14 protein-coding genes are annotated in these 13,471 nt (G+C 64.3%); 12 read left to right on the forward strand and 2 right to left on the reverse strand.

The window, feature by feature from the left end; translation table 11 throughout:
* The first annotated feature begins 25 nt into the window (after positions 1-25).
* The 3 genes from E5X34_RS30500 (at position 26) to sbmA (ending at position 2,993) form a co-directional block, all read left to right on the forward strand.
* Complete coding sequence (locus tag E5X34_RS30500; protein WP_292572741.1) at positions 26-226, forward strand: hypothetical protein; 201 nt, start codon at positions 26-28, stop codon at positions 224-226.
* 269 nt (positions 227-495) lie between these two features.
* Complete coding sequence (locus E5X34_RS30505; protein WP_292572766.1) at positions 496-1,611, forward strand: YbfB/YjiJ family MFS transporter; 1,116 nt, start codon at positions 496-498, stop codon at positions 1,609-1,611.
* 122 nt (positions 1,612-1,733) lie between these two features.
* On the forward strand, positions 1,734-2,993 hold the full coding sequence (gene sbmA, locus E5X34_RS30510) for a peptide antibiotic transporter SbmA (RefSeq protein WP_292572744.1): 1,260 nt from the start codon (positions 1,734-1,736) through the stop codon (positions 2,991-2,993).
* A 22-nt stretch (positions 2,994-3,015) separates the two neighbouring features.
* Here sbmA and E5X34_RS30515 read toward each other — a convergent pair whose 3' ends face one another.
* Positions 3,016-4,026: a polysaccharide deacetylase family protein gene (locus tag E5X34_RS30515; RefSeq protein WP_292572748.1), complete on the reverse strand. Its 1,011-nt coding sequence runs from the start codon at positions 4,024-4,026 to the stop codon at positions 3,016-3,018.
* Between the two features lie 202 nt (positions 4,027-4,228).
* Here E5X34_RS30515 and E5X34_RS30520 point away from each other — a divergent pair, with 202 nt between their 5' ends.
* The gene (locus tag E5X34_RS30520; RefSeq protein ID WP_126078620.1) at positions 4,229-4,894 is read left to right on the forward strand and encodes a tetratricopeptide repeat protein; all 666 of its coding nucleotides are present in this window, start codon (positions 4,229-4,231) and stop codon (positions 4,892-4,894) included.
* A 67-nt stretch (positions 4,895-4,961) separates the two neighbouring features.
* Positions 4,962-6,389: a ribosome biogenesis GTPase Der gene (gene der, locus E5X34_RS30525; protein ID WP_292572751.1), complete on the forward strand. Its 1,428-nt coding sequence runs from the start codon at positions 4,962-4,964 to the stop codon at positions 6,387-6,389.
* 220 nt (positions 6,390-6,609) lie between these two features.
* Here der and E5X34_RS30530 read toward each other — a convergent pair whose 3' ends face one another.
* On the reverse strand, positions 6,610-7,530 hold the full coding sequence (locus E5X34_RS30530; RefSeq protein ID WP_292572754.1) for a LysR substrate-binding domain-containing protein: 921 nt from the start codon (positions 7,528-7,530) through the stop codon (positions 6,610-6,612).
* A 115-nt stretch (positions 7,531-7,645) separates the two neighbouring features.
* On the opposite strand from E5X34_RS30530, the gene E5X34_RS30535 reads away from it, so the two are divergent.
* From E5X34_RS30535 to E5X34_RS30565, 7 genes are all read left to right on the forward strand, one after another.
* Positions 7,646-8,917, forward strand: a complete 1,272-nt coding sequence (locus E5X34_RS30535) for an MFS transporter (protein ID WP_292572757.1) — start codon at positions 7,646-7,648, stop codon at positions 8,915-8,917.
* A gap of 162 nt (positions 8,918-9,079) precedes the next feature.
* Positions 9,080-10,261: a cell wall hydrolase gene (locus E5X34_RS30540; protein WP_292572760.1), complete on the forward strand. Its 1,182-nt coding sequence runs from the start codon at positions 9,080-9,082 to the stop codon at positions 10,259-10,261.
* Between the two features lie 289 nt (positions 10,262-10,550).
* The gene (locus E5X34_RS30545) at positions 10,551-10,943 is read left to right on the forward strand and encodes an AtpZ/AtpI family protein (RefSeq protein WP_042641414.1); all 393 of its coding nucleotides are present in this window, start codon (positions 10,551-10,553) and stop codon (positions 10,941-10,943) included.
* 65 nt (positions 10,944-11,008) lie between these two features.
* Positions 11,009-11,770, forward strand: a complete 762-nt coding sequence (locus E5X34_RS30550) for a F0F1 ATP synthase subunit A (protein ID WP_292572763.1) — start codon at positions 11,009-11,011, stop codon at positions 11,768-11,770.
* A 75-nt stretch (positions 11,771-11,845) separates the two neighbouring features.
* Entirely contained in the window at positions 11,846-12,070 is a 225-nt protein-coding gene (locus E5X34_RS30555; protein ID WP_027164582.1) for a F0F1 ATP synthase subunit C, read from the forward strand.
* A gap of 76 nt (positions 12,071-12,146) precedes the next feature.
* On the forward strand, positions 12,147-12,728 hold the full coding sequence (locus tag E5X34_RS30560; RefSeq protein ID WP_292572765.1) for a F0F1 ATP synthase subunit B: 582 nt from the start codon (positions 12,147-12,149) through the stop codon (positions 12,726-12,728).
* A gap of 12 nt (positions 12,729-12,740) precedes the next feature.
* Positions 12,741-13,232, forward strand: a complete 492-nt coding sequence (locus E5X34_RS30565) for a F0F1 ATP synthase subunit B (RefSeq protein ID WP_042641420.1) — start codon at positions 12,741-12,743, stop codon at positions 13,230-13,232.
* Positions 13,233-13,471 lie beyond the last annotated feature (239 nt).

Consider the following 13,471-nt stretch of genomic DNA (forward strand, 5'->3'; position numbering starts at 1 on the left):
ATAGCCTTGAGCCAGGAGTAGTCCGATGAAGATTTTATCCTTGCTGAAGGGGTTTGCCGCGGCCGAGGCGAGGTCGCATGACGACGGCGAGATCGCCCGCTGGATCTTGGATCCACTGTCGCATCCGGTGCTCGACACTATGTCGGAGCGCGAGCTCGGCGACATGCCGTTCCGGCTGACGGCCCGCCGGACGGCCTACGAGACGGCAGGGGCGGGCTGTCGCTAGTTATTGGCCTTTCGGCGGCGCTCCCCCTCATCCGGCCGCTTCGCGGCCACCTTCTCCCCGTGGGGGAGAAGAGATTAGCGCCGGCGTTGACAATCTCCTCTCCCCACCGGGGAGAGGTCAGCCGAGCGAAGCGGAGGCTGGGTGAGGGGACGTCTACGTCTTGGGATGTAGCCTGGCCCAACGCAAGCGCATTGTTTCGCGAGCGCACATTCTTATTGTGCGCCGCAATGAACGCCTCGCCATCTCCCTTGCGTCTTGCTCTCGCCGGCATGGTAGCGCTTGCCGTCGCCCAGGGCATCGGTCGCTTCGTCTATACGCCGATCCTGCCGGGCATGATGGAGGGACTGCATCTGACGCCGGCCGATGCCGGCTGGATCGCTTCGGCCAATTATCTCGGCTACCTCATCGGAGCCCTGGCCGCGGCCGGCGGCTGGGCGCATGGCAGCGAGCGCCTGCTGATGTTCGCCAGCCTGGCCGCCAGCGCCGTGCTCGCAGGGCTCATGGGTCTCAACGAGACGATGGCCGCGTTCCTCCTTATCCGCTTCCTCGCTGGCCTCGCCAGCGCCTTCGTCATGGTGTTCATGGCTTCGATCGTCTTCAGCCATCTGGCGGAGGCCGGCCGCGGCGATCTGCAGGCGCTGCATTTCGGCGGAGTCGGCCTCGGCATTGCCGTCTCCTCCGCACTGCTCGCGATCCTCGTCTCAGAACATGCGGATTGGGCCGCCGGCTGGATCTGGTCCGGAGTGCTCTCAGCGGTTGGCTTGCTCATCGTCATGCTGCTCGCCGGCTCGGCCACGCCCGCAAATGGCGTTGACGGGCGTGAGCCGGCGCTGCCGAAAGACCGGTCGCTGACGAAGATGATCGTCGCCTACGGGCTGTTCGGCTTCGGCTATGTGGTTACGGCCACCTTTCTGGTCGCCATCGTTCGCCAGGGCGGCGGCGGCCGCGTGTTCGAGGCCACCGTCTGGATGATCGCCGGCCTTGCCGGCTTTCCCTCGACCTGGTTCTGGCAGAAGCTCGCCGGTCGCATCGGCATCTACGCCGCTTATGCCGCGACCTGCCTGATCGAGGTGGTCGGCGTCACCGCCAGTGTCGTCGTCAAGGGCGCCGCCGGGCCGCTGATCGCCGGTGTCCTGCTCGGCGGCACCTTCATTGCCATCACGGCGCTGGGCATACAGATGGGCAGGCAGCTCGCGCCGCGGGCGCCACGCCGCGTCTTCGCTGTGATGACGGCGGCCTTCGGCCTTGGCCAGATCGTCGGCCCGGTCGCCGCCGGTCTGCTCGCCCAGGCATCGGGCAATTATACCCTTGCCTCGATCATAGCGGCGGTTGCCCTGTTGCTCTCCGGCGTCATTGCCTGGTCGGCCGCGCCAAAATCGCCATGATTTGCGGCCTTGTTCGATGCCGGGCATCGGGCAGGGCATTTTCTTTCCCCCTAATGTGTGACCTTATGCCCGCCGAACAGCAACGCCGCTGATTTGCGGTCAGACCGAGGAAACCCGCCACAGTGTTCGTATCTTTCTTCCCGCAGCCGAAGCTTTTCTTCACCTCGGCCGCCCTCTGGAGCCTTGCGGCGATCCTGTTCTGGTTTTTCGGCGGTGAACAACTGGGCGCGGTCTTCGGATTGCCCCCGGCGGCGGCGGGTGCCCCGCCAATCGTCGGGATTGCTGTGCTCGTCTCGAAGCCGTTTCTTTGGTTCTATATCTATTTCACTGTCTGCGTTGGAGTCTTCTACGCATTTTGGCGCCTTTATGCGCCGCATCCTTGGCAGAATTGGTCCATTCTTGTAGCTGCGTTGATCCTCTTTCTAATCTATTTCAACGTGCAGATCAGCGTAGCCGTTAACGACTGGTACGGTCCGTTCTTCGATTATATCCAAGGGTTGATTTCCAAAACGATCGAATCGACCAACACCGAGTTTTACGCTCGGCTAGGCACGTTCGCGTGGTTGGCGCTGGTCGGTATGAACGTCAGCGTGGTCAATGCCTTTATCGTCAGCCACTGGATCTTCCGTTGGCGGATGGCAATGAACGAACACTTCATGGCGAACTGGAGCAAGCTCCGCCACATCGAAGGCGCTTCTCAGCGTGTCCAAGAAGACACGATGCGTTTTGCTCAAATTATGGAGGATCTCGGCACGAGCTTCGTGCAATCCATCATGACGTTGATCGCGTTCCTTCCGGTGCTGATCAGACTTGAGGATCACATCAGTGAATTGCCAATAGTTGGCGCTATTCCTCATCCTCTTGTGGTTGCCGCGATCGCCTGGTGCGTATTCGGAACCATTTCAGTAATGGTCGCTGGATTAAAGCTGCCTGGCCTTCAGTTTCGCAATCAGCGGGTCGAAGCAGCTTATCGCAAAGAGCTGGTCTACGGAGAGGATCACCCCGATCGTGCTGAACCCGCAACAACAGCGGAGTTGTTTAACAATGTACGCCGAAACTACTTTCGGCTTTACTTTCATTACATATACTTTAACGTTGTTCGTTATACTTACTTGCAAGCTGACAATATTTTCGCCTTTTTTGTCATGGGGCCGTCGATTGTAGCGCACAGGATAACACTCGGTGTGCTCAATCAGATACCGAACGCCTTTGGTCGGGTGACCGGTTCGTTACAGTTTCTGCTGACTTCTTGGTCGACGATCGTCGAGCTGCAGTCGGTTCACAAGCGCCTGCGCGCTTTCGAGGCAACGCTTCAGGGCGAGCCGCTGCCCGACATTGATCAGCGCTATCTGGCTCGGCACGGCGCCGAGGACCCGGCCTGATCTGTATAAGCTTGTGGGCGGCTCAGCCGCCCACACTCGCCTGCGCCTGGCCGGCGCGTTGGCGTGCGACATAATCGCGAAAACTGATGCACTCGACATCGGCTTTCACGCAGACCTCGCCGGCAAAGCGCTCCAGCGCGCCCCAATACGCGCCATTGTTCATCAGCGTGAAGTGGAAGCCGAGCTCCAGCGGCAGGCGCTTGCCGTCGTACTCAGCCTCGAAGGCGGCGCGGAATGCCTGATAGGCGCGCTCGGTGTATTCGCCCGCCATTGCCGGTTTCTCGGCGCCGTCTGAATGGCGGACATAGAGATTGTAGTCCATGGCGACCACCGGCTTCGCCTTCGGCCCCTCTGGAATGAGGGGCAGGGCAAAACGGATTGTGCCGTCGCGGGTCGGCGGCAGTTCAGGGCCTTTCGAGACGCCGCTGGCGTCATACTGGAAGCCGGCTTCGGGCAGCGCCTCGTAAAGCGCCTTGTCGGTCGAAAGGTATGGCGCGCGGAAACCGGTCACGGCATGACGGGCGAAATCACGCCAGTCGGCCGGTTCGGGGATGCCGTTGATCGCGTAGGCGTTTTCGAAGATGCGCCGCACGGATGCAAATTCAGCCAGCCAATCGGTCTTGCTCCAGTCCTTGCCGTCGAAATGGCCGCAGGCGTGGCTGCCGATGTCATGGCCTTCGGCCGCCGCCAGCCTGACCTGCTCGAGCCGATCCGCGACGTCCTGTTTCGAAGCGCCGAAGCCGACATTGGATTTGCCGGCGGCGTTGCCGGGGCCGGCATATTGTTGTCGCGTGTCCGGCGAGAGCAGGAACACGCAGGACAGGAAATAGGTGAAATGCGCGCCGGTGCGCTTTGCCAGCGCCCGGCTTCGCTGCCATTGCGAGATCTCGCGGGCGGCATCGAAAGAAATCAGCACGACCTGCTTGGGCCTGGCCGGCGAAACGGCTGGCGGTTTCGGCGGATCGGCGAAGGCGGCATTGGCTGAAGCGAGCGAAGCAAGACTGTATGCAAGGACGCGGTATGAACAAAGCATTGGCAACCTTCTGGCAGGACCCTTCCGGCCGATCGGAAGCCGGCTATCGCGCAAATGTGGCGTCGATGCGATCCGGCAAGCCCCGTGCGGCATCTGGCGTTCTCAGCCGATTTTCCGGCCCGCCCCCTTCCATGCCGACAAATTTTCGCTAAAACGCGGGCTCAAGAAGCGCCCCCTCTGGGGCAATAATGGTTTTTGATTGATGTCGGACGACAGTTTTATCCGCGAAGTCAACGAAGAGATTCGTCGCGAGCAGGCGCAGGCGCTGTGGGATCGTTTTGGCCCCGCCATCCTCGGCATCGCCATCCTGATCGTGCTGGGCACTGCCGCCGTCGTCGGCTACCGCTACTGGGACGAGAGCCGCGCCAACCGCTCGGGCGACGCCTTCTCGGCGGCCCTCAAGCTCGCCAATGACGGCAAGAACGACGAGGCGATCGCCGCTCTCGACCAGCTGGAGAAGGACGGCTACGGCGCCTATCCGCTGCTCGCCCGCATGCGCGCCGCGACCGTCAAGGCTGACAAGGGCGACGTCGACGGCGCGGTCAAGGATTTCGACGACGTCGCCGCCGACAACGCCATCCCCGCCGGCATCCGCGACATCGCGCGGCTGAGGGCAGCCCTGCTGCTCGTCGACCACGGCTCCTTCGCCGATGTCTCCAGCCGCGTCGAGGCGCTCACCGCCGACACCAATCCGCTGCGCCATTCGGCGCGCGAGGCGCTTGGCCTTGCCGCCTGGAAGGACGGCAAGTCGGCCGATGCGCTCAAACTGTTCGACCAGATCTCTTCGGATGAGGCTGCCCCGCGCAATGTGCGCCAGCGGGCGCAGCTGATGTCCGAGCTGATCCGCGGGTCGGGCAACGCGTCGTGATTGCATGTCGCCCAAAAGTGCGCAGCGGTTTTGGGACAAACGACATGCAAAATAAACGGTAGACTGGATGGGCTTCAAAGTCGCCATCATCGGCCGGCCTAACGTCGGCAAATCGACTCTTTTCAATCGGCTGGTCGGAAAGAAGCTTGCGCTTGTCGACGACACGCCGGGCGTGACGCGCGACCGCCGCGTTCATGCGGCGAGACTCTACGATCTTCATTTCGATGTCATCGACACAGCCGGCTTCGAGGATGCGGCCGCCTCGACGCTGCCTGGGCGCATGCGCCAGCAGACCGAGGTCGCCATTCGCGAGGCCGACCTCATCTTCTTCACCGTCGATGCCAAATCCGGCCTGATGCCCGACGACCGCACCTTCGCCGACGTCGTGCGCAAATCCGGCAAGCCGGTGGTGCTTGTCGCCAACAAGGCCGAGGCGCGCGGCGCACAAGGCGGCATGCTTGAGGCCTGGGAGCTCGGCCTCGGCGAGCCGATCCCGGTCTCGGCCGAGCACGGTCAGGGCATGCCGGACCTGCGCGACGCGGTGGTCGAAGCGCTTGGCGAGGAGCGTGTCTTCGGCGAGGATGAAGACGACAGCGATGAGATCGCCGCCAGCGAGGTGCTGATCGGCGAGGACATCGCTGACCCGGACGCTGAAGCATCCTATGACGACACCAAGCCGCTGCGCATCGCCGTCGTCGGCCGCCCCAACGCCGGCAAGTCGACGCTGATCAACGCGCTGATCGGCGAGGAGCGGCTGCTCACCGGTCCGGAAGCCGGCATCACGCGCGATTCGATCGCGGTCGACTGGGACTGGCGCGGCCGCCGCATCAAGCTCTTCGACACCGCCGGCATGCGGCGCAAGTCGAAGGTGCAGGAGAAGCTCGAGAAGCTCTCGGTGCAGGACGGCCTGCGCGCCATCCGCTTCGCCGAGATCGTCATCATCGTGCTCGACGCGACCATTCCCTTCGAGAAGCAGGACCTGCAGATCGCCGACCTCATCATCCGCGAGGGTCGGGCGCCGGTGATCGCCTTCAACAAATGGGACCTGATCGACAACCCGCAGGAGCTTCTGGCCGAGCTGCGCGAAAAGACCGAGCGGCTGCTGCCCCAGGTGCGCGGCATCCAGGCGGTGCCGCTCTCGGCCGAGACCGGCCGCGGTCTCGACAAGCTGATGGAAAGCGTCATCAAGACGCACAAGGTCTGGAACAGCCGCGTCTCCACCGGCAAGCTCAACCGCTGGCTGGAAGGCATCCTCGCGCATCATCCGCCGCCCGCCGTCGCTGGCCGCCGGCTGAAGATCAAATATGTCACCCAGGCAAAAACCCGGCCGCCGGGCTTCGTCGTCTCCTGCTCGCGGCCCGACGCGATGCCGCAATCCTATGTCCGCTACCTGACCAACAGCCTGCGCGAGGCCTTCGACATGCCCGGCGTGCCGATCCGCATGGCGCTGCGCACCTCGGACAATCCCTTTGCGGGCAGGGCCAAGAAGCGGTGACTTCCGAGGCTAAGCGCAGACGCTGATGCCTCGTCATCCACGGGCGAAGCAAGGAGCGAAGCGACGCGCGCAGACCCGAGGATCCATTCCGTGACTTAGAAGCGTCGCTACGGTTCAGAATTCTGCACCGCTGCATTCCTCGGCCGACGTGACGGAATGGATCCTCGGGTCTACGCTCCGCTTCGCGTCGCTCCGCCCGTGGATGACGAAAGTGTGGGGCTTAAGCAACCTCTCGCCACCCATCGCCGGCTCGCGCCCCCTCCGGCAGCGTCTCCAGCGCCGCCTGCAAAAGAATCTCCGCCAGCCGCGCCGCAACCGGGTCGAGCTCGGCGTCCTTCTGGTGGAGATGCAGCGCCATCATCGGCAGGGCGGGAAGCCCCAACACGCCCGGCGCGATCGCCCTGACATTGGCGGGCAGGCCGATATCGGTTCGGATCGTCAGGCCTAGGCCGGCCGCCACCGCCGCCCAGATGCCGCCGAGACTGGGGCTGGAGAATGCCATGCGCCAGGGCATGCCGGCGCGGTCGAGCGTTTCCGTCGCGACCGTGCGCAACAGGCACGGCGCCTCGAACGCCACCAGCGGCAGCGGCTCGCCACTGCGCGGACCCGCCTCGATCGGCTTCGCCGGACCGATCCAACGCGACTGCACATCGGCGACATGGCGGCTGTAGGGCAGGGTGGTGCCGTCATGCCAGGCGAGCGCGATGTCGAGATTGCCGGACAGGACGCGTTCGGCGAGGTCGTGGCTGCGTCCGATCCGCGCCTCGATGCGCACCTTGGGATGGGCGCGGGCGAAGCGGCCAAGCACGTCGGGCAGCACGGCCTCGCCGAAATCCTCCTGCAGGCCAAGCCGCACCCAGCCTTCCAGCTCGACGTCGCGAATGGCGGCAGCCGCCTCGTCGTTGAGCTCGATCAGCCGCCGCGCATAGCCGAGCATGGTTTCGCCGGCTTCCGTCAGCGCCAGGCCGCGCCCTGCCTTGCGGAAGATCGGCGTATCCGCCTGCTCTTCCAACTTCTTCAATTGGGCGCTCACCGCGGACGTCGAGCGTCCCAGCCGTTCGGCCGCCTTGGCGAAGCTGCCCAGCTCCATGCCGGTGACGAAGGTTCTGAGGACGTCGAGGTCGAACGTGACGCGGCGCATGAGATTGTCCCGATTTTCAGGAGTATTGATCAAAAACTTCCTGATTTTATGGATGAAGCTATGGCGCTACATCCCTCCCGTCAAGCCGCTCAGCCGGCCGCAACGGGAATGGATCATGTCCGCCATCGTCACACGCAGCGACTGCCAACAGCCTGATGCCGCCGTCACCTCCGCGCGCCGCCCCTTCGGTCCCAACCATCGCTGGAAGGTGCTCGGCATCGGCGTTGCGGCCAATGCCGGCTTCTCCGCCACCTTCTCCGGAATCCCAGCGACTGCGGTGGCGATGCGCCAGGGCTACCATCTCGACAATGCCTCGCTCGGCCTCGCGCTTGGGCTTCTCGGCCTGGGCGTAGCGCTCAGCGAACTGCCCTGGGGCGTGCTCACCGACCGCTGGGGCGACCGCCGCGTGCTGTTGACCGGGCTCGGCGCGACGGCCGCATGGCTTCTCGTCATGGCGCTGCTCGTCGTGCCGACGAAAATGGCTGTTCCAGGCGTCGCGCTGCTGTCGGCAACCCTGCTCGTCGCCGGCTTGCTCGGCGGCAGCGTCAACGGCTCCAGCGGCCGCGCCATCATGGGCTGGTTCGGCGAGGGCGAGCGAGGCTTCGCCATGAGCATAAGGCAGACGGCGGTGCCGCTCGGCGGCGGGCTTGGCGCGCTTGTCCTGCCTTCGCTGGCGATGACTTTGGGCTTCACCGCGGTCTTCGGCCTGCTTGCGGCCGTCTCCGCGCTCTCGGCCTGTTTCGCCTGGCGCTGGCTGCACGAGCCGCCGGTGGGAAGCGGCGGCCACGCCGCCACTGCGACACCCGGCCCGGCGCCCTTGCGCAACATCGAGGTGTGGCGCATCTCGACCGCCATCGGCCTGCTCTGCTTTCCGCAGGTCGCGGTGCTGACCTTCGCCTCGGTCTTCCTGCACGACTTTGCCGGCATGGGCACCTTTGTGACCAGCGCAACGCTCGCCGCCGTGCAGACCGGCGCCATGGTGATGCGCGTCTGGAGCGGCCGCTTCACCGACCGCCACGGCAACCGCCGTCCGTTCCTGAAAGTCTGCAGCGCGTTAAGCGCGCTGGCCTTCCTGGTGCTGTGGCTGCTGGTGATCGGCGCCGCCGCAATCCCGGCGCTGCTGCCGCTGCTGCCATTGGTGGTCGTCGTTGCCGGCATATTCGTCTCCGCCTGGCACGGCGTCGCCTATACCGAGCTCGCCACGCTTGCCGGCGCCGGCCATGTCGGCACCGCGCTCAGCCTGGCCAACAGCTTTGTGTTCGTCGGCTTCTGCCTGGTGCCGATCGCCATTCCGTGGCTGCTGGTGGCTTTTGCATGGCCGGGTGTGTGGCTCGCGGCCGCGATCTGCGCGGCGCTCGCCTGGCCGATCTTCCTGCGCCAGGTCTGATTCACCCAAGCCTGGTGCCCCCGATTCTTCATCGACCCGCTGTGGAAACTGCAGGCCGGCTCTCCTCAAACATGAAAAGAACACGATCGATGTCGTTAACCCCGCATCAAGGTTAATGCTTCATTTTGGCTCTCCGGGGTCAGTAGCGTTCTGGAGAGTTCCGTGCATCGACGCGTTTCCATGCGGCTTGCCGCCGCCGCCGTTGCGAAAAGACGTTCCTTCCTTTCTCCTTTGGTGCTCGGGCTCGGCATGTGGATCGGCTTTCCGTCGGTCGTCGCCTATCAGGATATGACCAGCCTGATCACTGGCCTGGAAACGCCCAGCGCCCGCTGGAACGCCTATATCGAGAAATCCGCCGCCGGCTCGGTGCATGCCGCCGAAATGCCGTTCATCGATTCCACCACCACCGGCTCGATCTCCGGCTCTGGCGTCAATCTGCCGGGCGTGGGCACGGTCGCCTTCCGTGGCAAGGGCAACGCCGCGGGCGCCACGCCCGATGAGGATCGTGTCGTGCGCGCCGACAAGAAGGGCCGCCTCGTTCAGGTCTCGCCCGTCGCGCCGCCCAAGAATTTCAGCGCCGGCTCGATCTTCGAGCGCACCTCCTCGCTGCTGCGTCCCTCGATGGACAGCGGCCTGAAGCTCACCTTCGCCAAGCCCGGCATCAAGGGCAAGGAAGTCCAGATCGCCCAAGCCTTCCATCTTCGCGAGGACAAGAGGCCGGATCCGGATCTGCCGGCCGCCCTTGTCGCTCTCGTCAACAACGACAAGCCGGACATCCTCGCCACCGCCTATGCCCAGTCCGCGCCCGACTATGCCAAGGCGTCGCCCTTCGAGGCGCTGCTGCAGGACGATCCGAACGACGGCCGTTTCATCCCGCCGATGGGCAAGGGCGACCACGCGTGGCTGCAGAACCCGCTGCCGGCCAGCGTCTTTTCCAAGCCCGAGCAGGCCTGCCTTGCCAAGGGCATCTATTTCGAGGCGCGCAGCGAGCCCGTTCGCGGCCAGGCGGCGGTCGCCCAGGTGATCCTGAACCGCGTCCGCAACCCGGCCTATCCGAAGACGATCTGCGGCGTCGTCTACCAGAACGACGACTGGTTCAACCGCTGCCAGTTCTCCTTCGCCTGCGACGGCAGGAAGAAGACCATCACCGACCAGGCTTCCTACAAGACCGCCCAGGAGGTCGCCATGGCGGTGACCGCCGGCAAGATCTTCATTCCCGAGGTCGGCTCGTCGACGCATTACTACGCCAACTACGTCCATCCTGGCTGGGCGCGCGCCATGCAGCGCATGACCAGGATTGGCCTTCACATCTTCTACCGCACCTATGGCGGCGGCTGGAGCTGAGCCGTCACGGGGCTTGAACTGGACTCGCCTAAACGACGCCTCCGGCGAACCTTCCTCCGGCGCCCCGCATGCCCCGGTGGGCGCGGCTTGCCGCCAGGATTCGCGCCGTCACCTCACGCGGGCGTGAAGGGCACGATGTCGCACCTCAATAAATCATTGTTTTAACAGCAAAAAATACATCGCTTGGAAGTTCGGCCCGTGGCTTGACGGGCGCGGACCCTCTAACTATGTTGCCGGCGACTTTAGAAGCGGACGGACGGCAATCGTCTGCCCGGGCAGGGGGGTTGCGATGGCCAACAAAACCGGGCCAGACGGAACCGGAGAAACCGGCCGCGGCAGGCAGCCAGAAGCCACCATCCGCGACGACGAACTTGAGCGCCGCCGGCGCGATCTCGAAGCATCGCTTGCGACGAGGCGCACGGACCGGCTCGAGGGGAAAGACGAAGCGAAAGCTGCGGCCGGTTACGGTCAGGCGCTGAAACTGTCCAGCGAGTTCATCGCCGGAGTGGTGGTTGGTGTCGGCTTGGGCTGGATCATCGACCGCCTGGCGGGAACAGCGCCTTGGGGTCTGATCGTCGGCCTGTTGCTGGGCTTTGGTGCCGGTATACTCAATGTCCTGCGTTCGGCGGGGCTTGCACCGGAATTCGGTCAGGGCGGCAAGCCGCGCGAGCCGAAAGAATGAAGTGGGCGCCCCTGGGCGCTGAAGTGAACTTAAGAAGCCGGTTGTGGCTTTGACGGGGATTTAAAGTGGCTGCTGCTGACAAGGTCGATCCGATCCACCAGTTCCAGATCCATCCGATCATCCCGCTGCATATCGGCGGCTACGACGTTTCGTTCACCAACTCTTCTCTGTTCATGGTCGTCACGATCGTGCTGGCGTCGGCCTTCCTCTATTGGAGCACGGCCAGCCGCGCCTTGATCCCGGGGCGCCTGCAGTCGGTCTCCGAAATGGCCTATGAATTCGTCGGCAACATGCTGCGCGATGCCGCGGGCAAGCAGGGCATGCAGTTCTTCCCGTTGGTGTTCTCGCTGTTCATGTTCGTGCTGGTCGCCAACCTGATCGGCCTGTTCCCCTATTTCTTCACCGTCACCAGCCACATCATCGTCACCTTCACGCTGGCGATCCTGGTCATCGGCACGGTCGTCGTCTACGGCTTCGCCAAGCACGGTTTGGGCTTCCTCAAGCTGTTCGTGCCGCATGGCGTGCCGGGTCTTCTTCTGCCGCTGGTGGTGGCGATCGAAGTCATCTCCTTTGTCTCGCGCCCGGTCAGCCTCTCGGTTCGTCTTTTCGCCAACATGCTGGCCGGCCACATCACGCTGAAAGTGTTCTCGGGCTTCGTCGTCAGCCTCGGCGCGCTCGGCGCCGTCGGCATCGCCGGTTCGATCCTGCCGCTCGCCATGGCCGTCGCGCTGACCGCTCTCGAGCTGCTGGTCGCCTTCCTGCAGGCCTACGTCTTCGCGGTGCTGACCTGCATGTATCTGAACGACGCGCTGCACCCGAGCCACTGATTTTCACCGGCGCCCCGGCGCCAGCATACCCAACGTACCAACCGCAACGAACAAGCAAACCACAGGAGTTTTGAAATGGACGCAACTGCAGCAGCTGCTATCGGCGCTGGTATCGCCTGCATCGGCATGGGCGGCGCGGGCATCGGCCTCGGCAACATCTTCGGCAGCTACCTTTCGGGCGCGCTCCGCAACCCGTCGGCTGCCGACGGCCAGTTCGGCCGCCTGATCTTCGGCTTCGCCGTGACCGAAGCTCTGGGCATCTTCTCGCTCCTGATCGCTCTGCTCCTGGTCTTCAAGTAAGATTGAGAGCTGACGAAAGGGGCCGCGTGGTGCGGCCCCGCCGAATGGACAGGGGCCACATGGACAGGGGAATCAGATGTTCGTGACATCTGCCTATGCGCAAGAAACAGCGCCGGCCGCGGCCGAGGGCGATACGCATGCGGGCACTGCCGTGCCTGCCGCGGAGCATGAAGCGTTCCCGCCGTTCGATGCCAAGACCTTCCCGTCGCAGATCCTGTGGCTGGTCATCACCTTCGGGCTCTTCTACCTGTTCCTGAAGCGCGTTGTGATGCCGCGTCTTGGCGGCATCATCGATGTCCGCAACGATCGCATCTCCCAGGACCTCGACCACGCCGCAAGGCTGAAGGGCGAGGCGGATGCCGCCGTTGCCGCCTATGAGCAGGAACTGGCGGAGGCCAAGGCCAACGCCAACAAGATCGGCCAGCAGGCAAGCGACGCCGCCAAGGCGGACGCCGAAGGCACGCGCAAGAAGCTCGAAGCCGAGCTCGAGAAGAAGCTTGGCGAGGCCGAGGCGAGCATCGCCTCGATCAAGGCCAAGGCGATGAAGGAAGTCGGCACGATCGCCGAGGATACCACGTCGGCCATCGTCGAGGCGCTTGTCGGCGGCAAGGCCGACAAGTCCGAGATCGCGGCCGCGGTCAAATCCGCGAGCCGGTGAGGAGCGGAACTCATGGACGCCACATCACTCGCCACGCTCTGGGCCACCATCGCCCTGATCATCTTCCTCGGCGCCATCATCTATCTGAAGGTGCCGGGCATGCTCACCAAGTCGCTGGACGCCCGCGCGGCCAAGATCAGCGGCGAGCTCGAGGAAGCGCGCAAGCTTCGTGAAGAGGCCCAGCAGCTGCTTGCCCAATACCAGCAGAAGCGCAAGGAAGCCGAGAAGGAGGCCGCCGACATCGTCGCCGCCGCCAAGCGCGAGGCTGAGCTGCTTGCTTCCGAGGCGGCCAAGAAGACCGAGGACTATGTCGCCCGGCGCACCGCGCTTGCCGAGCAGAAGATCAGCCAGGCCGAGCGCGAGGCCGTCAGCGAAGTGCGCGCCTCGGCCGTCGACATCGCCGTCGAAGCCGCCCGCGCCTTGCTTGCCGCCAAGGTCGATGCCAAGGCCGGTGCCGACCTGTTCAAGTCGGCGCTGAATGACGTCAAGGCCAAGCTGAACTGAGCCTATCGCAGTTGCGAATGAGAAGCCGCCTGGGCAACCCGGCGGCTTTTTTGTTTGGCGGGGAAGGCGCGTTGTTTTGGGGAGGCGCGGCGGCAACGCTGCCAATCTCCCCCCTTGTGGGGGAATGCCCGGCAGGGCAGAGGGGGGCGCGAGGGATCGCGGCGTCTCAGGATAAAGGTTCCTCGGTTGTGTGCGTCAAGTTCTGCAAAAAGGGGGCGGCCATATTGCTGGTCATGCGG

It is taken from the genome of Mesorhizobium sp. (assembly GCF_004963255.1).
Classification (GTDB): domain Bacteria; phylum Pseudomonadota; class Alphaproteobacteria; order Rhizobiales; family Rhizobiaceae; genus Mesorhizobium.

What these genes read in the sequence shown, in the direction of transcription:
- E5X34_RS30555 (WP_027164582.1), top strand. Translation starts at nt 11,846, where the DNA reads ATGGACGCAACTGCAGCAGCTGCTATCGGCGCTGGTATCGCCTGCATC.
- E5X34_RS30530 (WP_292572754.1), bottom strand. Translation starts at nt 7,530, where the DNA reads ATGCGCCGCGTCACGTTCGACCTCGACGTCCTCAGAACCTTCGTCACC.
- der (WP_292572751.1), top strand. Translation starts at nt 4,962, where the DNA reads ATGGGCTTCAAAGTCGCCATCATCGGCCGGCCTAACGTCGGCAAATCG.
- E5X34_RS30545 (WP_042641414.1), top strand. Translation starts at nt 10,551, where the DNA reads ATGGCCAACAAAACCGGGCCAGACGGAACCGGAGAAACCGGCCGCGGC.
- E5X34_RS30515 (WP_292572748.1), bottom strand. Translation starts at nt 4,026, where the DNA reads ATGCTTTGTTCATACCGCGTCCTTGCATACAGTCTTGCTTCGCTCGCT.
- E5X34_RS30505 (WP_292572766.1), top strand. Translation starts at nt 496, where the DNA reads ATGGTAGCGCTTGCCGTCGCCCAGGGCATCGGTCGCTTCGTCTATACG.
- E5X34_RS30500 (WP_292572741.1), top strand. Translation starts at nt 26, where the DNA reads ATGAAGATTTTATCCTTGCTGAAGGGGTTTGCCGCGGCCGAGGCGAGG.
- E5X34_RS30560 (WP_292572765.1), top strand. Translation starts at nt 12,147, where the DNA reads ATGTTCGTGACATCTGCCTATGCGCAAGAAACAGCGCCGGCCGCGGCC.
- E5X34_RS30535 (WP_292572757.1), top strand. Translation starts at nt 7,646, where the DNA reads ATGTCCGCCATCGTCACACGCAGCGACTGCCAACAGCCTGATGCCGCC.
- E5X34_RS30565 (WP_042641420.1), top strand. Translation starts at nt 12,741, where the DNA reads ATGGACGCCACATCACTCGCCACGCTCTGGGCCACCATCGCCCTGATC.
- E5X34_RS30520 (WP_126078620.1), top strand. Translation starts at nt 4,229, where the DNA reads ATGTCGGACGACAGTTTTATCCGCGAAGTCAACGAAGAGATTCGTCGC.